General features: G+C 76.4%; 19 protein-coding genes. 8 read left to right on the top strand and 11 right to left on the bottom strand.

Features of this window, described 5'->3' with window-relative positions; genetic code table 11:
• Positions 1-40: 40 nt before the first annotated feature.
• A complete protein-coding gene (locus tag ACI79Z_RS03255; RefSeq protein WP_387987992.1) occupies positions 41-1,171 on the bottom strand; it encodes a citrate synthase 2 in 1,131 nt (376 codons plus the stop codon).
• A gap of 162 nt (positions 1,172-1,333) precedes the next feature.
• On the opposite strand from ACI79Z_RS03255, the gene pdxH reads away from it, so the two are divergent.
• The gene (gene pdxH, locus ACI79Z_RS03250; RefSeq protein ID WP_387987991.1) at positions 1,334-1,981 is read left to right on the top strand and encodes a pyridoxamine 5'-phosphate oxidase; all 648 of its coding nucleotides are present in this window, start codon (positions 1,334-1,336) and stop codon (positions 1,979-1,981) included.
• Positions 1,978-3,372, top strand: a complete 1,395-nt coding sequence (locus ACI79Z_RS03245; RefSeq protein ID WP_456901681.1) for an MFS transporter — start codon at positions 1,978-1,980, stop codon at positions 3,370-3,372. Before pdxH ends, ACI79Z_RS03245 begins: the two co-directional genes overlap by 4 nt.
• A gap of 59 nt (positions 3,373-3,431) precedes the next feature.
• Here the strand turns inward: ACI79Z_RS03245 and ACI79Z_RS03240 are convergent, their stop codons facing one another.
• On the bottom strand, positions 3,432-4,109 hold the full coding sequence (locus ACI79Z_RS03240) for a UdgX family uracil-DNA binding protein (protein ID WP_456901680.1): 678 nt from the start codon (positions 4,107-4,109) through the stop codon (positions 3,432-3,434).
• A gap of 85 nt (positions 4,110-4,194) precedes the next feature.
• Between ACI79Z_RS03240 and ACI79Z_RS03235 the strand changes: the two genes are divergently transcribed.
• The 3 genes from ACI79Z_RS03235 to ACI79Z_RS03225 all read left to right on the top strand — a co-directional run bounded on the left by ACI79Z_RS03235 (position 4,195) and on the right by ACI79Z_RS03225 (position 7,259).
• A complete protein-coding gene (locus ACI79Z_RS03235; protein ID WP_456901679.1) occupies positions 4,195-5,124 on the top strand; it encodes an ABC transporter ATP-binding protein in 930 nt (309 codons plus the stop codon).
• Positions 5,121-6,293 carry an ABC transporter permease gene (locus ACI79Z_RS03230; protein WP_456901678.1) on the top strand — a complete coding sequence of 391 codons (1,173 nt, stop codon included), beginning with the start codon at positions 5,121-5,123 and terminating at the stop codon, positions 6,291-6,293. Before ACI79Z_RS03235 ends, ACI79Z_RS03230 begins: the two co-directional genes overlap by 4 nt.
• Before the next feature lie 105 nt (positions 6,294-6,398).
• Positions 6,399-7,259, top strand: a complete 861-nt coding sequence (locus ACI79Z_RS03225) for a tetratricopeptide repeat protein (RefSeq protein WP_387987986.1) — start codon at positions 6,399-6,401, stop codon at positions 7,257-7,259.
• A 23-nt stretch (positions 7,260-7,282) separates the two neighbouring features.
• On the opposite strand, the gene ACI79Z_RS03220 is transcribed toward ACI79Z_RS03225, so the two are convergent.
• Complete coding sequence (locus tag ACI79Z_RS03220; RefSeq protein ID WP_387987985.1) at positions 7,283-8,185, bottom strand: SMP-30/gluconolactonase/LRE family protein; 903 nt, start codon at positions 8,183-8,185, stop codon at positions 7,283-7,285.
• Between the two features lie 57 nt (positions 8,186-8,242).
• Between ACI79Z_RS03220 and ppc the strand changes: the two genes are divergently transcribed.
• Entirely contained in the window at positions 8,243-11,050 is a 2,808-nt protein-coding gene (ppc, locus tag ACI79Z_RS03215) for a phosphoenolpyruvate carboxylase (protein ID WP_456901677.1), read from the top strand.
• Here ppc and ACI79Z_RS03210 read toward each other — a convergent pair.
• Entirely contained in the window at positions 11,013-11,972 is a 960-nt protein-coding gene (locus ACI79Z_RS03210) for a glycosyltransferase (RefSeq protein ID WP_456901676.1), read from the bottom strand. The genes ppc and ACI79Z_RS03210 overlap by 38 nt on opposite strands.
• A gap of 67 nt (positions 11,973-12,039) precedes the next feature.
• Here ACI79Z_RS03210 and ACI79Z_RS03205 point away from each other — a divergent pair, with 67 nt between their 5' ends.
• A complete protein-coding gene (locus ACI79Z_RS03205; protein WP_456901675.1) occupies positions 12,040-13,104 on the top strand; it encodes an inositol monophosphatase family protein in 1,065 nt (354 codons plus the stop codon).
• Here ACI79Z_RS03205 and ACI79Z_RS03200 read toward each other — a convergent pair.
• Together ACI79Z_RS03200 and ACI79Z_RS03195 are read right to left on the bottom strand one after the other, a co-directional pair.
• The gene (locus ACI79Z_RS03200) at positions 13,101-13,442 is read right to left on the bottom strand and encodes a VOC family protein (RefSeq protein WP_456901674.1); all 342 of its coding nucleotides are present in this window, start codon (positions 13,440-13,442) and stop codon (positions 13,101-13,103) included. The two genes, ACI79Z_RS03205 and ACI79Z_RS03200, sit on opposite strands and share 4 nt — an antisense overlap.
• Before the next feature lie 29 nt (positions 13,443-13,471).
• Positions 13,472-14,878, bottom strand: coding sequence for an FAD-dependent oxidoreductase (locus ACI79Z_RS03195; protein WP_456901673.1), 1,407 nt, complete (start codon positions 14,876-14,878; stop codon positions 13,472-13,474).
• A 74-nt stretch (positions 14,879-14,952) separates the two neighbouring features.
• On the opposite strand from ACI79Z_RS03195, the gene ACI79Z_RS03190 reads away from it, so the two are divergent.
• On the top strand, positions 14,953-15,261 hold the full coding sequence (locus ACI79Z_RS03190) for a putative quinol monooxygenase (protein WP_387987979.1): 309 nt from the start codon (positions 14,953-14,955) through the stop codon (positions 15,259-15,261).
• A 62-nt stretch (positions 15,262-15,323) separates the two neighbouring features.
• On the opposite strand, the gene ACI79Z_RS03185 is transcribed toward ACI79Z_RS03190, so the two are convergent.
• The 5 genes from ACI79Z_RS03185 to ACI79Z_RS03165 form a co-directional block, all read right to left on the bottom strand.
• A complete protein-coding gene (locus ACI79Z_RS03185; protein WP_456901672.1) occupies positions 15,324-16,133 on the bottom strand; it encodes an Fpg/Nei family DNA glycosylase in 810 nt (269 codons plus the stop codon).
• Positions 16,126-17,499, bottom strand: a complete 1,374-nt coding sequence (locus tag ACI79Z_RS03180; protein WP_387987977.1) for a cryptochrome/photolyase family protein — start codon at positions 17,497-17,499, stop codon at positions 16,126-16,128. Before ACI79Z_RS03180 ends, ACI79Z_RS03185 begins: the two co-directional genes overlap by 8 nt.
• A gap of 48 nt (positions 17,500-17,547) precedes the next feature.
• A complete protein-coding gene (locus tag ACI79Z_RS03175) occupies positions 17,548-17,868 on the bottom strand; it encodes a GNAT family N-acetyltransferase (RefSeq protein WP_387987976.1) in 321 nt (106 codons plus the stop codon).
• A 247-nt stretch (positions 17,869-18,115) separates the two neighbouring features.
• Positions 18,116-18,412 (bottom strand): hypothetical protein, encoded by a 297-nt coding sequence (locus tag ACI79Z_RS03170; RefSeq protein ID WP_387987975.1) that lies wholly within the window; start codon positions 18,410-18,412, stop codon positions 18,116-18,118.
• 75 nt (positions 18,413-18,487) lie between these two features.
• Complete coding sequence (locus ACI79Z_RS03165) at positions 18,488-19,012, bottom strand: hypothetical protein (RefSeq protein ID WP_387987974.1); 525 nt, start codon at positions 19,010-19,012, stop codon at positions 18,488-18,490.
• Between the last annotated feature and the right edge of the window lie 48 nt (positions 19,013-19,060).

Genomic DNA, 19,060 nt, shown 5'->3' with positions numbered 1-19,060 from the left:
GCCGGGGGTGCTCCTCGACGGGTGGTCGGGCGGGCCGGGACTACGCCGGGGAGACCTCGTCGACGGCCTTGACCGTGATGGTGTCGAAGCCCTCGACCTCCTCCGGCTTGCGCGCGGCGGGCCCGACGTAGCGGGCCGACGGGCGCACGAGGCGGCCGGTCTGCTTCTGCTCCAGGATGTGCGCGCACCAGCCGGCGGTGCGGGCACAGGTGAACATCGACGTGAACATGTGGCTCGGGACCTCGGCGAAGTCGAGGACGATCGCCGCCCAGAACTCCACGTTGGTCTCGATCGGCCGGTCCGGGCGCCGCTCGCGCAGCTCCTTGAGCGCGGCGTTCTCCAGCGCCAGCGCGGCCTCGAAGCGCGGGGCGCCGAGCTCCTTCGCGGCCTTGCGCAGCGTGCGGGCGCGGGGGTCCTCGGCCCGGTAGACCCGGTGCCCGAAGCCCATCAGGCGCTCCTTGCGGTCGAGCAGGTCCTTGACGTACTTCTCCGCGTCGCCGGCCTGCTCGACGCCGTCGAGCATGTGCAGGACCCGGGAGGGGGCGCCGCCGTGCAGCGGGCCCGACATCGCGCCGATCGCGCCGGACATCGCGGCGGCGACGTCGGCGCCGGTGGAGGCGATGACGCGGGCGGTGAAGGTGGAGGCGTTCATGCCGTGCTCGGCGGCCGACGTCCAGTAGGCGTCGACGGCGGCGACGTGGCGGGGGTCGGGCTCGCCGCGCCAGCGGACCATGAACCGCTCCACGATGGTGGAGGCCTCGTCGATGCGGCTCTGCGGCACGGCCGGGATGCCGATGCCGCGGGCGGACTGGGCGACGTAGGACAGCGCCATGACCGCGGCGCGGGCCAGCTGGTCGCGGGCCTCCTCGTCGCTGATGTCCAGCAGCGGGCGGTAGCCCCAGAACGGGGCGAGCATCGCCAGCGCGGCCTGGACGTCGACGCGGACGTCGCCGCTGTGCACCGGGATCGGGAACGGCTCGGCCGGGGGCAGGCCGGGGCCGAACTTGCCGTCGACCAGCAGCGCCCACACGTTGCCGAAGGTGATCTTGCCGACCAGGTCCTCGATGTCGACCCCGCGGTAGCGGAGCGACCCGCCGTCCTTGTCGGGCTCCGCGATCGTGGTCTCGAAGGCGATGACGCCCTCGAGGCCGGGTACGAAGTCGTCGGCCATCTCGCATGCTCCTCTGCGCGCGCGGACCTCGTGCCCGCACGTTCAGCGGCGCACGACTGCACCGCGACACTAGGCCCAGCGGCCGCCTCCGTTCCATCCGGGGCTGCCGTCCAGCGGGAGCCGCCCGGCGCCCGCTCCCCGGCGCGGTGTCAGCATGGCGGGGTGGCCGACCTCTCCCGCATGCGCAGGGACTACGACCGCCCGGGGCTGCGCGAGGAGGACCTCGCGCCCACCTGGGTCGAGCAGTTCGACGCCTGGTTCCGCGACGTCGTCGCCGCCGACGTCCCCGACCCGAACGCGGTGGTCGTGGCCACGGCCGACGCCGACGGCGCCCCGGACGCGCGGATCGTGCTGCTCAAGGGCTACGACGAGGCCGGCTTCGTCTTCGGCACCAGCTACGCCTCCGCCAAGGGCGCGCAGCTGGCCGTCAACCCCCGCGCGGCGCTGGTCTTCCCCTGGCACGCGCTGCAGCGGCAGGTCCGCGTGACCGGCACCGTCGAGCGCGTCGGCGAGGCCGCCTCCGACGACCTGTGGGACCCCCGCCCGCGCGAGGCGCAGCTGGCCGCGGTCGCCTCGGTGCAGTCGACCGTCGTCGACTCCCGGGAGGAGCTCGAGGAGCGGGTGCGGCTGCTCGACGAGGAGACGACGACGGAGAAGGTGCCGCGGCCGCCGGCCTGGGGCGGCTACCGCGTGGTGCCGCGGACCGTCGAGTTCTGGCAGGGCGGGCCCGGGCGGCTGCACGACCGGCTGCGGTTCGTCCGCGACGACGAGGAGGGCGGCGGCTGGGTCCTCCAGCGGCTCGCCCCGTGACGGAGGACCCCGCTGCCCCCCGCCCCTCGCACGCCCGGCGCGGGTCCCTGCAGCAGGGCCGTTCCAGTACGTCACCTCCCGGCGGGCAGCTGCCCGCCGACCCGGTCGAGCCGGGGGAGGTCGCCGAGCCCGCGCCCGTCCCGCGCCGCCGCGGCTGGGCGCTGGACACCAGCCCGCTCCGCAACCCCGGCTACCGGCGGCTGTTCTGGGGGCTGACCTCGACGATGGTCGGCCAGCAGATGACGCTGGTCGCCGTCCCGGTGCAGGTGTACGCGATCACCCGGGACTCGCTGCTGGTCGGCGTCACGTCGATGGTCTCGCTGGTGCCGCTGGTGGTCTTCGGCCTGCTCGGCGGGGCGATCGCCGACGCGATGGACCGGCGGAAGCTCATGCTCGTCACCGGGGTCGGCTCGGCGGTGACCAGCGCGCTGCTGGCCCTGCAGGCGCTGCTGCCCGGCGGCGGGAACCTCTGGCTGCTGTGGGCGCTCGTGGCCGCGGTCTCCGGCTTCACCGCGGTCAACCAGCCCGCGCGCAGCGCGGTGATCCCCGCACTGGTCGGGCCGGAGGGCGTGGCGGCGGCGAACGCGCTGGCGATGACCGTGCGGCAGGTCGGCGTCATCGTCGGTCCGCTAGTCGCCGGGCTGCTCATCGGCCTGGGCGACCTGTTCGTCGCCTACGCCGTCGACGCCGCCACGCTCCTGGTCGCCGTGCTCCTGGTGCGCGGCCTGCCGCCGCTGCCGCCGGGCGGGAACACCGGGCCGCTGCGGCTGGGCGCCGCCGTCCGCGGGGTGGGGGAGGGCTTCACCTTCCTGCGCACCCAGCCGGTGCTGCTCATGACCTTCGTCGTCGACGTCGTCGCGATGCTGTTCGCCTGGCCGCAGGCGGTGTTCCCCGAGCTCGCCGCCGACCGCTACGCGGGCTCGGCCAACGCCTACGGGTGGCTGTTCGCCGGCATCTCCATCGGCGCGCTGCTCATGGGCCTGACCTCGGGCTGGGTGTCGCGGGTCGACCGGCAGGGCGCGGTGGTGCTCGCCGCGATCGTCGTGTGGGGCGTGGCGATCATCGGGTTCGGCCTCGCGCAGTCGCTGTGGATGGCGGTGTTCTTCCTCGCCGTCGCCGGGGCCGGGGACATGGTCAGCGCGGTGCTGCGCTCGTCGATGCTGCAGACCGCCGCGCCCGACGAGATGCGCGGGCGGATGCAGGGCGTGTTCATCGTCGTCGTCGCCGGCGGGCCGCGGCTCGGCGACCTGCGCGCCGGCGCGGTGGCCAGCGCGGCGGGCGTCGGCGTCGCCATGGTCTCCGGCGGGGTCGTCGTCGTCGTCGCGATGGCGGTGGTCGCGCTGCTGGTGCCCTCGTTCCGGCTGTTCCGCGCCTCCAGGGCCGGCGCCTAGGCCTCCCCGCAGGGTCCCGCCGCGGGCCCGCGAGTGGCGGGGGCAGGGAGGTCCTCCGTCTAAGCCAACGCGCCGGCGACGACGCGGAGGTCCGCGACCAGCGCGTCGAAGGCCGCGGCACGGGCCTCGTCCGGCGTCCGCAGGATCGCCGAGGGGTGCGCGGTCGCGAGCATCCAGGTCTGCGCCGGCTCGTCCTCCTCCGGCTCGTCGTCGCCGGCCTCGGCGCGCGCGACGCCCGGCGGCGTCCACGGCATGAGCTTCCCGCGCTCCTTGGTGATCCGGAACGACGGCGAGATGAGCGCCTTGGCCGCCGTCGCGCCCAGGCAGACGACGACCTCGGGCCTGAGCACCTCGAACTCCGCCTCCAGCCACGGCCGGCAGGCGCGGAGGTGCTCGGCGCCCGGCGACTGGTGGATCCGCCGCTTGGGCGTCGGCGTGAAGCGGAAGTGCTTGACCGCGTTGGTGACGTAGGCGTCCCTCCGCTCGATCCCGGCCTCGGCCAGCGCCCGGTCCAGCAGCCGGCCGGCCGGGCCGACGAACGGCTCGCCCCTGCGGTCCTCCTGGTCGCCCGGCTGCTCGCCGACGAACACGATCCGCGCGGTCTCCGGCCCCTCGCCGAACACGGTCTGGGTCGCCGGCTCCCACAGCTCGCAGGCCCGGCAGCCGGCCGCCGCCCGGCGCAGCCCGTCCAGCCCGACGCCCGACGGTGGGCGGGCGGGGACGTTCTCCTGGCTCATGTCCCGATGACACCGCAGGTCAGCACGGTCCGCGAGGTGGGGACCGATAGCGTCGGTGCGCACGGGGACAGCGGACGGAGGAACGGTGCTCGAGTTCGACGGGCTCCACAAGAGCTACGGCGACAACCGCGTGCTGGAGGGCGTCGGCTTCACCGTCGCCCCCGGCTCGATGTTCGGCTTCTGCGGGTCCAACGGGGCCGGGAAGACGACGACCATGCGCATCGCCATGGGGCTGGCCCGGGCCGACGCGGGCGAGGTGCGCTGGCGCGGCCGGCCGCTGGACGAGGGGACCCGGCGGCGCATCGGCTACATGCCGGAGGAGCGCGGGCTCTACCCGAAGATGCGGGTCGGCGAGCAGCTGACCTACTTCGCCCGGCTGCACGGCGTGGACGCCGCCGCCGCGGCCCGCGCCGCGGACGAGTGGTCCGGGCGGCTGGGCCTGGGCGAGCGCCGCGGCGACCCCGTCGAGAAGCTGTCGCTGGGCAACCAGCAGCGGGTGCAGCTGGCCGCCGCGCTGGTCAGCCGGCCCGAGGTGCTGATCCTCGACGAGCCGTTCAGCGGCCTGGACCCGGTCGGCGTCGACGCGCTGGCCGAGGCGCTGCTCGACCAGTGCCGCGGCGGGGTGCCGGTCGTGTTCTCCAGCCACCAGCTCGACCTGGTCGAGCGGCTGTGCGACTCGGTGGGCATCCTCGCCCGCGGCCGCATGGTCGCCACCGGCACCGTCGCGGAGCTGCGCCGCCGGGAGGCCGGCCGGCTGCTGCGGGTCGTCGTCCCCGACGCCGCGCCCGGCTGGGCCGCCGCCGTGCCCGGCGTCCGGGTCGTCTCCGAGCAGGCCGGCGACACGCTGCTGGAGCTGGCCCCGGGCGCCGACGACCAGCAGGTCCTCGCCGCCGCGCTGCGCACCGGCCGGGTCACCCACTTCGCCTGGCGGGAGGCCACGCTGGTGGAGCTGTTCCGCGAGGCCGTCGCCGACCCGGCGCAGCAGGCCGCCGCGCGCGAGGAGGTGGCCGCGTGACCGCCCCGCTGTCCAGCGGGCGGCTGGTCCGCCTGGTCGCCGCCCGCGAGGTCTCCACCCGCATCCGCGACAAGACGTTCATCGCCAGCTCGGTGCTGATGATCGTGCTGATCCTCGGCGTGCTGGTCTTCCAGGTCGTCGTCAACTCCGGCGGGGACACCAGCCGGGTCGGCGTCGTCGGCGAGCCCGGGCAGGTCGGCCAGGCCCTCGAGGCCCAGGGCGACGCGCTCGGCGTCGACGTCGAGGTGGTCCGGTTCGACACCGACGACGCCGCCCGCGCCGCCGTCGAGGCCGAGGACGTCGACGGCGCCCTGGTCGGCGCGGCCACCGCTCCCGAGCTGGTGGTCCGCGAGCCCGACACGACGCTGGAGGCGGTCGTGTCCGGCGCGGTGGGGGCCGTGGCGCTCACCGACGCGCTGGCCGGGGCCGGCGTCGACCCCGCGGACCTGCCGACGCTGTCGGTGACCGCGCTCGACGACGACGGCGACCAGCAGAACGTCGTGGTCGCGATCGTCGGCGTCGTCGTGCTCTACAGCCTGCTCATCCTCTTCGCCCAGTTCGTCGCGCAGGGCGTCGTCGAGGAGAAGTCCAGCCGGGTGGTGGAGCTGCTGCTGGCCACGATGAAGCCGTGGCAGCTGCTGGCCGGGAAGATCCTCGGCCTCGGCGTGCTCGGCCTCGCGCAGATCGCCGTCATCGCCGCGATCGGGATCGGCGGCGCGCTCGCCTTCGACGTCGTCGACCTGCCCGGCGAGCTGGTCGGCACGGTGCTGTGGCTGCTGTTCTGGTTCGTCCTCGGCTACGCGCTCTACGCCTCGCTGTTCGCCGTCGCCGCCTCGCTGGTCAGCCGGCAGGAGGACCTCGGCAGCGTGCTGACCCCGGCGTCGCTGGTGCTGGTCGCGGGCTTCGTCGTCGCCGTGCAGGCGGCGAGCGACCCGGACGGGAGCCTGGCCGTGGTCACCTCCTACGTGCCGGGGCTCTCGCCGATGGTCATGCCGGTGCGCCAGGCGGCGGGGGACGTCGCGCTCTGGGAGGTCGGCGTGGCCGTCGTCCTCATGCTCGTGGCGATCGCGCTGGTGGTCCGGCTGGGCGGCCGGGTGTACTCCGGCGCCCTGCTCCGGACCAGCGGGAAGACCAAGCTGCGGGAGGCCCTGCGGGCCGGGCGGGCCTGAGCGCCGGGCGGGGGGACACCCGCCCGGTCGAGCAGCGGACACGTTGGGGTGACCTCACCCCTGCGGAGGGCGTGCGCCCAGGTCGGCGCGGCCATCATCGGCGCCATGACCGAGGACCTGGACGCGCGCCTCTGGCGGCTGCAGGCCTCCGAGGACGCCGACGAGCTGATCGAGCTGGGCTGCGACCTCGCCGACGCCGGCCGGCAGACCGACGCCGAGTGGTGCTTCCGCCGCGCGGCGGAGCTCGGCGACGTCACCGGCTACTACGACCTGGGCAACAGCCTCGCCGCGCAGGAGCGCTGGACCGAGGCCGTCGAGGCCTACGAGGTGGCCCTGGCCGGCGGCGAGGCCGACGCCTGGCGCAACCTCGGGCTGGTGCTCGAGCAGCTCGGCGACCTCGCGGGGGCCATGGCCGCCTACCGCGGGGCCGCCGACGCGGGCGACACCGAGGGCGGCCTCCAGCTGGCCTTCCTGCTGCGCGAGCAGGGGGAGCGCGAGCAGGCCCTGTCCGTCGCCGAGGAGCTGGCCGCGAGCGGCGACGCCGAGGCCGACGCCGTCGCCGCCTGCTGGCAGTGGTGCGCGACCCTCGACCCGGCGCTGGAGGACCGGCTGCGCACCGGCGCCGCCCACTTCGCCGCCGCCCGCGCCGACCTGGCCGCGCTGCTGCTGCAGACCGGCCGCCCGGAGGAGGCCCGCGCGGTGCTCGAGCGCGGCGCCAAGCTCGGCGAGCAGGTGGCCTGGCTGCCGCTGGGCAACCTCTACCGCGAGCTGCTCGCCGACGACGAGGCCGCCGAGGAGGCGTACCGCGCCGGGATCCAGGCCGGCGACGCGTACTGCCACCACAACCTCGGCGTGCTGCTGGCCGACCGCGGCGACCTCCCCGGCGCGGCGGAGGAGTTCGAGCGGGGCGCCGCGGCCGGCGACCAGCTCGCCGCCGCCGCGCTCGCGCTGCTCCAGGGCAGCTGACCGGCCCCTGCGGCGGGGTCCTCCTACTGCCGGAGGCCGGCGAGCGGGCCGCGGTAGGGGTTCGCCGGCGGGCCGGTGACGCCGGGCCGCACGGTGAACAGCCGCCCGGCCTCCGCCTCGTCGGCGTCGCCGTGCGCGGTGCTGATGACCAGCAGGCCGCGGTCCGGCCCGGCGAAGGCGCAGCTGGAGGTGTTGGCCACCGGCACCTCGACGACGGCGAGCAGCTCGCCCTCCGGTGACCAGCGGCGCACCTGCCCGCCGCCCCACATCGCCGTCCAGAGGCAGCCCTCGTCGTCGACGGTGAGCCCGTCGGCCACGCCGTCGGCGCCGCCGGTCTCCAGCAGCACCCGCCCGCGGCCCCACGCACCCGAGGACGGGTCGTGGTCGACGGCGTGCACCAGGCCGGGGCCGGAGTCGGCGAGGTAGACGGTGCGGTCGTCGGGCGACCAGCCCAGCCCGTTGGAGACGGTCAGCCCCTCGCGGACGGTCGTGACGGTGCCGTCGGTGTCCAGCCGGTAGAGGGTGCCGGCGCCGGGGCGCTCGTCGAAGGCCATCGTCCCGGCGTAGAACCGCCCGGCGCGGTCGCACTTCGCGTCGTTCATGCGGGTGCCGCCGTCGTCCGGGCCGCCGCCCTCGCCGGCCAGCTCCAGCAGCACCCGCGCGGTGCCGTCGTCGGCGAGGTGGGTGAACCCGGCGCCGGCGGCGGCCAGCCACCCGCCGCCGGCGGCCGGGACGACGGCGCCCACGGTGTCGCCGGCGGACAGCGAGCCGGTGTCGGTCAGGGTGTCGCCGTCGAGGGCGGCCCGGCGGACCCGCCCGGCGCTGATGTCGACCCACAGCAGCTCGGAGCGGGCGTCGTCCCAGGTGGGGCCCTCGCCGTGGTCGGCGGGGGCGGGGGCGGCGGGGGTGGCGCGCAGCGTCAGCACGCGGGGGACCTTCCCCCGGGACACCCGCCCGTCACATGGGGGGCCGATACTGCCCGCATGTCGGAAGCCACCGTCGACGTCGCCGACCTGCGCCTGCCCGGACGCGACCCGGAGGGGGACGGCCGGGCCGACGACGCCCCGCTGCGCGAGGACATCCGGCTGCTCGGCCGGGTCCTCGGCGAGGTGATCCGGGAGCAGAGCGGCGACGACGTCCTGGACCTGGTCGAGTCCACCCGCGTGCAGGCCTTCGCCGTCCGCCGCTCCGAGACCGACCGCGCGGAGGTCGCCGCCCGCATGGGCGACCTCGACGTCCGCGCGGCCAACCACGTCATCCGCGCGTTCAGCCACTTCTCGCTGCTGGCCAACCTGGCCGAGGACCTGCACCACGAGCGCCGCCGCCGGCACCACCGCCGGGCCGGTTCGCCGCCGCAGCCCGGCAGCCTCGCGGCCACCTTCGCGCTGCTGGACCGGGCGGGCCTGGACCCCGACGTCGTCGCGCGGGAGCTGGCCGGCGCGCTGGTGGTCCCGGTGGTCACCGCGCACCCCACCGAGGTGCGCCGCAAGACGATCTCGCAGGTGCAGCAGCAGGTCACCGAGCTGATCCGGGAGCGCGACCGGATGGCGCCGGGGGAGGTCGACGAGGCCGCCTGGTCGGCGCAGCTGGAGCGGGCGGTGCTCACCCTCTGGCAGACGGCGCTGCTGCGGCTGTCCCGGCTGCGGCTGGCCGACGAGATCGACGAGGCGCTGCGCTACTACGACCTGTCGCTGTTCCGGGTGGTGCCCGAGATCAACGCCGACCTGCGCCGCGCGCTGCAGGAGCGCTGGCCGCACGCCGGCCTGCCCACCCAGCCGGTGCTGCAGCCGGGCTCGTGGATCGGCGGCGACCGCGACGGCAACCCGTTCGTCACCGCCGACGCCGTCCGCCGCGCCAGCACCCGGCAGGCCGAGACGGCGCTGGCCCACCACCTCGGCGAGCTCGTGCAGCTGTACCGCGAGCTGTCGATGTCCGACCGGCTGGTCACGCCGACGCCGCAGCTGGCGCACCTGGCCGACGCCTCCCGCGACGACTCGCCGTTCCGCGCCGACGAGCCCTACCGGCGGGCGCTCAACGGCGTGCACGCCCGGCTGGCCGCCACCGCGAAGCGGGTCCTCGGGCGGGTGCCCGGCGTGCCGCCGGTCGCCGAGCTCGACCCCTACGACACCCCCGACGAGCTGCTCGCCGACCTCGCCGTCGTCGACGCCTCGCTGCGCAGCCACGGCGCCGGCGCGCTGGCCGACGACCGGCTGGCCCGGCTGCGCGACGCCGTCGAGGTGTTCGGCTTCCACCTCGCCGGGCTGGACATGCGGCAGAACTCCTCGGTCCACGAGGAGGTCGTCGCCGAGCTGCTGGCCTGGGCCGGCGTCTGCCCCGACTACGCCTCCCTCGACGAGGCCGCCCGGGTCGAGCTGCTGGCCGGGGAGCTGCAGATGCGCCGGCCGCTGGTGCGGCCGGGCGCGGAGCTGTCGGAGCTGGCCCGGGGGGAGCTGGACCTGCTGGAGGCCGCCGCCGGGCAGGTCGCGCTGCTCGGGCCGCGGGCGATCCCGAACTACGTGATCAGCATGTGCGAGTCGGTGAGCGACGTGCTCGAGGTCGCCGTCCTGCTCAAGGAGGTCGGCCTGCTCGACCCCGACGGCGAGGACGGCCCCACCTGCCCGGTCGGCATCTCGCCCCTGTTCGAGACGATCGCCGACCTGCAGGGCGCCGGCGAGACGATGACCGCCGTCCTCGCCCAGCCGGTGTACCGGGCGCTGGTCGCCAACCGCGGCGACGCGCAGGAGGTCATGCTCGGCTACTCCGACAGCAACAAGGACGGCGGCTACCTCGCCGCCAACTGGGCGCTGTACCGGGCCGAGCTGGCGCTGGTCGAGGTGGCGCGGCGCGAGGACATCCGGCTGCGGCTGTTCCACGGCCGCGGCGGCACGGTCGGCCGCGGCGGCGGCCCGAGCTACGAGGCGATCCGCGCCCAGCCGCCCGGCGCGGTGGCCGGCGCGCTGCGGCTCACCGAGCAGGGCGAGGTGATCGCGGCCAAGTACGGCGAGCCCGACCTCGCCCGTCGCAACCTCGAGGCGCTGGTGGCGGCGACGCTGGAGGCCACGCTGCTCGACGTCGAGGGCCTCGGCGACGGCGCGGAGGACGCCTACGCGCTGCTCGACGACCTCGCCGATCGCGCGCAGGCGGCCTACCGGGCGCTCGTGCACGAGACCCCGGGGTTCGTGGAGTGGTTCCGCGCCGCGACGCCGATCCGCGAGCTGGCGGAGCTGAACATCGGCAGCCGCCCGCCCTCGCGCAAGGCCGGCGACCGGATCGCCGACCTGCGGGCCATCCCGTGGGTGTTCAGCTGGTCACAGGCGCGGATCATGCTGCCCGGCTGGTACGGCACCGGGACGGCGCTGGAGTCCTGGATCGGGGACGACCCGGCGCGGCTGGCCCGGCTGCAGGAGCTGCACCGGCGGTGGCCGTTCTTCCGGACGGTCCTGTCGAACATGGGGATGGTGCTGGCCAAGACCGACCTCGACCTCGCCGCCCGCTACGCGGGGCTGGTGCCCGACGAGGAGCTGCGGGCGCGGGTGTTCGACCAGATCACCGCCGAGCACGAGCGCACCTGCCGGGTGCTGCTCGCGGTCACCGGCGACGACCACCTGCTGGCCGACAACCCGTCGCTGGCCCGGTCGATCCGCAACCGGTTCCCCTACCTGGAGCCGCTGCACCACCTGCAGGTGGAGATGCTGCGCCGGCGCCGGACCGGCGACGACGACGAGCTGGTGCGGCGCAACATCCAGCTGACGATCAACGGGATCGCGACGGCGCTCCGGAACTCCGGCTGAGCCCGCTCACCGGCAGGCGGTTGCGGTCCAGCCAGGCGGCCAGCCGGGCGCCGTCCCAGGGGCGGCGGCGCCGGGCGGCGGCCATCACCAGCCCGCGCGGCAGCTCGGCCAGTGCCAGCGCGATGCCCGCGGCGCCGGGGGCGTCGCCGTCGCGGACGTGGTCGAGGACCGCGCGTCCCCGCCCGGCGAGGAAGGCCGCCGTCTCCCGGACCGGCCGGTCGGCGTGCTGCGGGCGGAGCACCTGGACGGTGCGGGCGTAGTGCCACTCCCGCAGGAACACCCCGCGGGCGGTGCGGCCGCCCTTGCCGTGCCGGAACACGGTGTCGGGCACCCGCAGCAGCAGGTGCCCGGCCGCCCGCAGCCGCCGGGAGGCGTCGCGGTCCTCGTTGTAGAAGAAGTACAGCGGGTCGAACCCGCCGGCGGCGAGGAACTCCGCCCGGCGCACGAGCAGCGCGGTGCCGCCGAGCTCCTCGGCCGGGAACGGCGGGCCGGGCGGGTCGTCGTCCTCGCCGGGGCCGTGCACCGCGGGCGCGGCCCAGACCGCCCGTGGCTCGGCGTCGAGGACCGCGGCCAGCCGGCGCAGCACGTCCGGGCCGGGCTCGCCGTCGGAGTTGACCAGCGCGACGTAGCGGCCGGCGCAGGCGTCGAGGGCGAGGTCCATGGCGCGCGCCCAGCCGAGGTTGCGCGGGGAGGACAGCACCCGGGCGTCGGCGTCGGGGTGGCAGTCGCGCAGCAGGGCGCGGGCGGCCGCGGAGGTCGCCGGCGCGGCGGCGTTCTCCACCAGCAGCGCCCGGCCCCGCCAGCCCGGGCCGGTGGCCGCCGACACCGCGACATGGTGCCGGGCGAGCATCTCCGGCGCTTCCCGGTGGACGAGGAACACGACGTCGACGTCGTCGAGGGAGGTGCGCGCGGGGGCCGTCACCGTGGCGCCCTACCCCGCGCGCGCCGGTGGCCTACCGTGCCGGGGGAGCACTGACGGCGGGGGGACCGTGGCGGACACGATGCGCGTGGCGGCGTCGGGGGAGGACCTGCGCGCCGCGGCCCGGCTGCTGGGCGTCGGCCCGGCGGCCCTGGCGCCCGAGCTGCTCGACCCCGGCGCGCGGCTGCTGGTCGGCGACGACGCCGCCGCGCACCTGCGCCGCCGCTGGACCGACGAGGGCACGACCGAGGCCGTCGTCGTGCACCGCTCCACGCACGTCACCGGCCGCTCGGCGCTGCTCGCCGTCGCCGCGGCCTGGGGCTGCTCGCAGGTCCGCGACGCGGGCACCGGCCGGGTGGTCGAGGTGGCGGCCCCGCCGGACGACGCGCCGCTGACCGCGCGGTTCGCGCACCTGGCCGCGCTGGCCGCGACGCGGGTCGAGGTGGCCGTGGCGCTGGCCCGCGACACCGGCCTCGACCGCCGCAAGGACGACGGCAGCTGGTCGATGGCCGCCGACGAGGCCGCGCACGCCGCCGCGGCCGGGACGCTGGCCCCGCTCGGCGTGCCCGTGCTGTCGGAGGAGCGGCCGGACCCGGCCGTGTCCGACGACGACCCGTGGATCGTGCTCGACCCGCTCGACGGCACCGGCAACTTCCGCGCCGGCCTGCCGCCGTGGGCGTTCTCGGCGGCGCTGGTGCACCGCGGGCGGGCTGTCGCCGGGCTCGTCGTCGACCTGTCGTCGGGGCGCCGCTGGGCCGGGACCGTCGACACCGGCGCGCAGCGGGACGGCGTGCCGGCGCGGGTGCGGGAGGGCAGCACCGTCGTCGCGCCGTCGGGCCGGACCGTGCGGGTGCCCGGGACGGCGCACCGCGTGCGGGTGACCGGCTGCACCGCCGTCGACCTGTGCCTGGTCGCCGACGGGTCGGCCGGCGCCTGGCACGACCTGGACCGCAGCGGCACGCACGTGCACGACGTCGCCGGCGGGCTGGCCGTGCTCGCGGCCGCCGGCGGGGTCGCGCTGACCCCGGACGGCGACCCGCTCTCCCTGCGGCCGGACACCGAGACGCTGATCCGGTTCGTGGCGGCGGCCTCCGGGCAGGGCGCCCGGGAGCTGGCCGCCGCGGTCCTCGGCTAGAGGGTCTGCCCCAGCACCACGGTGTTGCCGGCCGGGTCGGCGCACGATGCCAGGCGGAACTGCCCGTCGGGGGTGGTGAACAGCCGGGGCTCGATGCCCCGGGCGGTCAGCTCGGCGGCTCGGGCGTCGGCGTCGTCCACACCGAGGACCACGGTGACGCCGCGCGGCGCGTCGGGCAGCGCGATGACCTGCACGGCGCCGCCGTCGGTGAGCTGCCACTCCGCGCACGAGCTCATGGGCCGGCGGTCGGGCTCGCGGTCGAAGAGCCGGCGGTACCAGGACTCGGCGGCGAGGAAGTCGTCGACGGGCAGGACGGCGAGGACGTTGCTGGGGTGCATGCGGGATCGACCGGACGGTGAGCCGGAACTCATCGGTCCGCGGCGGCCCGCACGGCGGCCAGCAGGGACTCGCGCTCGTGCAGCGTGGTCCGGGCGCGGCCGCGGGTGGCGCCGAGGGCGACCTCGGCGGCGTCGATGGCCCGCCAGTCCTCCAGCAGCACCGGCTCGGCGCCGCGGGCGCGCAGCGTGCGCACCAGGTCGTCGCGGTCGCCGTGCGCGCCGATCACCCCGGCCTCGGCGTCGGCCAGCAGCGACGCCACCGTCTCCCGGGCGTCGTGCTTGTTGGTGCCGACGACGCCGGTGGGCCCGCGCTTGATCCACCCCGCCACGTACTCGCCGGGGGAGCGGGCGCCGTCGCGCAGCACCCGGCCCTCCTCGTTGGGCACGGTGCCGGTGCGCGGGTCGACCGGCAGGCCGGGCAGGCCCTGCCCGCGGTAGCCGACCGAGCGGACGACGAGGTCGGTGGGCAGCACCTCGGTCTCGCCGGTGCCCACGGCCCGCCCGTCGCCGTCGACGGCGGTGCGCTCCACCTCGATCCCGGTGACCCGGCCGGTGCCGAGGATGCGCACCGGCCGGCGGTAGAAGCGCAGCCACAGCCGGCCGCGGCCGGGCTCGGGCCGGTGGCCGGCCCACTCCCGCAGGACGGCGAGGTTGCGGCTGGCGTTGCGGTCGCCGGCCAGGCGCTCCTCGGCGGCCGGGTCGAGGTCGAGGTCGGCGGGGTCGACGAGCACGGTGGCCCGCTCCAGGCCGTCGAGCTCGCGCAGCTCCATCGTGGTGAAGGACGCCTGGGCCGGGCCGCGGCGGCCGAGCACGGTGACCTCCTCGACCGGCGTCGCGGCGAGGGTGTCGAGCACGTGCTGGGGCATGTCGGTGGACTCGAGCTCCTGCGGGGCGCGGGAGAGCACGCGGGCCACGTCGAGGGCCACGTTGCCGACCCCGACGACGACCGCCCGCCGCACGCCCTGCAGCGCCGCCTCGACCGTCGCGCGGTCGGCGTCGGGGTGGCCGCAGTACCAGGCGACCAGGTCGGTGGCGGCGAGGCTGCCGGTCAGGTCCTCGCCCTCGATCGCCAGCGCCCGGTCCAGCGCCGCCCCGTAGGTGTAGACGACGGCGTCGACGTGCGCGCGCAGGTCCTCGAGCGAGACGTCGGTGCCCACCTCGACGTTGCCGACGAACCGCACGCCGGGGTGGTCCAGCGCCCGGTGCAGCGTGTCGCGGATCGCCCGCATCTTCGGGTGGTCGGGGGCGATGCCGTGCCGGACCAGGCCGAACGGGGTGGGCAGCCGGTCGAGCAGGTCGACGGTCACCGGGACCGGTGCGCGGCGGGTCAGCGTCTCGGCGGCGTAGATGCCCGCCGGGCCCGCGCCGACGACGGCGACCCGCAGCGGCCGCTCGCCGTCCGGGGCGGGGGATCCGTCGTCGGCCACGACTGGCATCCTGGCCCGGCCGGGGCGTCGTGCGCCAGATCACCGCCCCGGCCGACAACCGCCCACCGCAGAGGGGACCGCCCGTGTCCGTCGTCGTCGTCGCCACCATCAGCCCGAAGCCCGAGCACGTGGACGAGGTCCGTCAGGCCGTGCTCGAGACGGTGCCGCAGGTGCACGAGGAGCCCGGCTGCGAGCGGTACGCGCTGCACGAGGGCCGCGGGGTGTTCGTCATGGTCGAGCAGTGGGAGAGCCCCGAGGCGCTGGCCACCCACGGCAAGGCCGAGCCGCTGACCGCGCTGTCGGCGAGGCTCGAGGGCAAGCTCACCGAGCGCCCCGCCGTCCAGGTGCTCACCGCCCACCCCACCGGCGACCCCGCCAAGGGCGCCCTCTAGACGAAGGACCCCTCCGCCCCCCACCGCTCGCACGCTCGCGGTGGGCCCCTGCAGAGGGGCCGTCAGACGGCCTGGCAGACGGGGCACCAGTAGAGGTTGCGGCCGGCCATCTCCTCGGTGCGCACCTCGGTGCCGCAGATCCGGCAGGGCAGGCCGGTGCGCCGGTAGACGTAGTGCGCGTCCTCCCGGCGCACCGCACCCGAGCGGCGCGAGCGGTCGGCCGGCTGCGTCGTCACGATCCGGCCCATCCGGACACCGGCGCGCATGAGCACCACCAGGTCGTCCCACAGCGCCTGCCACTCCTGCTCGCCGACGTCGCGGCCCGGGCGGAACGGCGAGATCCGGTGCCGGAAGAGGATCTCGGCGCGGTAGACGTTGCCGACGCCGGCCAGCACCGCCTGGTCCATGAGCAGCGCGCCGACCGCCGTCCGGCTGCGGCCGACCCTCGCGTACGACAGCGGGCCGCCCCGGCGGGTGCGCAGCGGGTCGGGGCCGAGCCGGTCGAGGATCACGTCGACCTCGGGCCGGGTGAGGACGTCGCACGCCGTCGCCCCGCGCAGGTCGGTCCACACGCCCTCGCCCTTCGGCCCGTCGGCCACCCAGCGCATCCGCAGCGCGCCGCGCGGGGGAGGCGGGTCGCCGACGCCGGTCGTGTAGGTGCCGTAGAGGCCCAGGTGGACGTGCAGCACGTCGCCGCCGAAGTCGGCGAACAGGTGCTTGCCGTAGCTGGTGACCTCCTCGAGCACCCGGCCGTCGAGCAGCGCGGCGCCGGCGGCGAAGCGGCCCTGCGGGCTGGTGACGTGCACCGGCCGGCCCGCGAACAGCTCCGACTGCTCCTTCGCCAGCCGGTACAGGGTGTGGCCCTCAGGCATCGCGCACCGCCTGGTAGCGGGCCAGCGCCACCTGGCGCTCCTCCGCGTGGTCGACGATCGGCAGGGGATAGCCCTCGGGCGGTCCGCCGGGCAGGGTCCACGGCTCGTGCACGTACCGGTCGGGGACGTCGCGCAGCTCGGGCACCCAGCGCCGCACGTAGACGCCGTCGGGGTCGAACTGCTCGCCCTGCCGGGTCGGGTTGAACACGCGGTGGTACGGCGAGGGGTCGGTGCCGGTGCCGGCCACCCACTGCCAGCCGTGGTGGTTGCTGGCGAGGTCGCCGTCGACGAGGTGGTCGAGGAAGTAGCGGGCGCCGCGCCGCCAGTCGACGTGCAGGTCCTTGCAGAGGAAGGACGCCACGACCATCCGCACCCGGTTGTGCACGTAGGCCTCGCCGTGCAGCTGACGCATCCCGGCGTCGACGATCGGGTAGCCGGTGCGGCCCTCGGCCCAGGCGGCGAAGTGCTCGTCGGCCTCCGGGCCGGTGTCGTACCGCATGCGCGCCATCCGCGGGTCGAACGGCTCCCGCGCGGTCTCGGGGCGGTGCCAGAGCACGTCGGCGTAGAAGTCCCGCCAGATGAGCTCGCCGGTGAACTTCTCCACCGCCTCGGCGTGGTCGTCGGCGAGCGCCTGCGCCTCGGCGAGCAGCGTCCGCGGGTGCACGGTGCCGTACTTCAGGTGCGCCGACAGCCGGCTGGTGCCGTCGGAGCCCGGGGTGTTGCGGCCGGTGGCGTAGCCGAGCAGCCGCTGGTCGCGGAACAGCGCCCACGCGTCCAGCCCGGCGCGCTCGCCGGCCGGGGGCAGCACGGTGCCGCCGAGGTCCTGCGCCGGTGGCAGGTCCTCGGAGCGGACGCCGTCGGCCCACGCGACGTCGTCCGGGTACGGGGCGGGGGAGTGCAGCCCGCGCGCCCGCCAGGCCCGGGCGAAGGGCGAGTAGACCCGGTACGGCGTGCCGTCGTCCTTGGTCAGCCGGCCGGGCGTGACGCCGTAGGGCGAGCCGGTGCGGACGAACGGGACCTCACCCAGCGCCCGCTCGACCGCCGCGTCCCGCGCCCGCCCGTACACCCCGGCGTCGGAGGACACGTGCACGCTCGCCGCGCCCGTCTCGCGCACGAGGTCGGGCACCACGCGCGCCGGGTCCCCGGAGCGGACGACCAGCGCCCCGCCGGTCTGCTCGCGCAGGTCGGCCAGGCAGCCGCGCAGGAACTCCCGCCGCGGCCGGCCCGACGGCTCCCACAGCCGCGGGTCCACGACGAAGACGGGCACCACGGTGCCGTCCCGGCCGGCCGCCCCGACCGCGGCGACCAGCGCCGGGTGGTCGCGCAGCCGCAGGTCGCGACGGAACCAGAGCAGGGCGGTCGGCACCCGCGCCAGGTTAGGTCGCCCGGCGCGGGGCCGCAGGTCAGCGCCGGGTCAGCGGTCGGCGGTGGCCAGACCGAAGTGGGGCTTGTCCTCGTCGGCGACGAGGTCCAGCGTCTCGGGATGCTGCTGGATGTAGTGGCGCACGAAGGAGCAGTAGGGCAGGACGTGCAGTCCGCGCTCGCGGGCTGCGTCGAGGACACCGGCCACCAGGACCTTGCCGAGTCCGCGACCCCCCATGCTGGGGTCCACCTCGGTGTGCGGCAGTGCCATCGTGCCGTTCTCGACGTGGTAGCTGGCCAGTCCGACGACGCGCTCGCCGACCCGCACCTCGAACCGTCCCCGCTCGGGGACGTCGACCACCGTGGTCTCCATCGTTGCGTTCCCACCTCCGCTATGCCCGGCGCCGTTGCCGGGGACACGACGTGCACCTGAGACGGTAACGCCTCGCAGCCGAGAAGGTTTCCTTCTCGAACCAGTGTCCGCCGGAGGAGTTCCTCGACCGGTGCCGGCCCCCGGCGCCAGGACGGCGCCCGCGACGGGGAGCGGGCGGAGCAGGCTCGGGCCCCCCGGGTCGTCCGGCGCGGAGGCGTGGTGACACGGGTGCACCGCGAACCGGGCGTCATGGGCGGGGGTTCGTGCGCGTCCACCCGCGGTCGTCCCGGCGGGCGCCGAGCGCGGCGCGGCAGCGGCGGCAGACGGCCTGCACCTCCTCGGCGTGCCGGCCGGACTCGGGCTGCACGTCGGACCAGCTCACGTGCGGGAAGCGGGCCAGCCGCGAGCGGGACAGCGACAGGCCGCAGACCGTCTCGTTGCGCCCGCGCTCCCAGGCATGCACCTCGCCGCTGGGGTAGCGGATGCCGTCGTCGGGGTCGGTCCACTGGCCGGCGGCCGCGACCGCGGCGTTGCGGAGTGCCATGCGTCCCCTGTACCCGCGGCGCACCGTCGGGCCCACCCCGACCGGCGGACCTGCGGGTGCGGACGCCGCGGCGGGTCAGCTCAGGTGGTCGAGCCGGTCCTGCAGGAACTCCAGGTGGGCCTGCGCCCGGGCCTCCAGTCCGTCGAAGAAGGCCGCCGCCGTGAGCATCTCGCGGTGGACCGCGGCGACGTCGACGCGGTCGGAGCCGAACGCGGTCTGCAGCCGGATCAGTGCGCGGGACGTCACCGCCGTGTCCTCGGCCGCGTCGGGCCACAGCCCGACCAGCACCTCCTGCACCACGCTCCAGTGCGCGAAGACGTCGTCCCCGTCGAGGGTCAGCGGCTCTCCCGTGAGGGCCGGGAGGTCCTCGAGGACCCCGAGCAGGGAGAGCCGGAGGTGCTCCCGCCAGGCCTCCAGGTAGCGGTAGACCACCCACTGGCCGGCCGGGTCCCCGGCGGTCAGCCGCGCGTACAGCAGGGCCGTCTCCTGGAGGACGCCCTCCCGCTGCTCGCAGCGGCCCCGCGGCCCGTCCCAGGACAGCGGCACGAGGAGCGCGTCCGACGGCGCTGCAGGTCCCACCGACTCCGCGTCGTCCACCATGGTCTGGAACGGTAGAGGGCGTCCGGCCGCGACCGGTACGCCGGACGT

The organism is Geodermatophilus sp. SYSU D00663, assembly GCF_054050655.1.
This window is presented reverse-complemented; position numbering and strand designations above follow the sequence as displayed.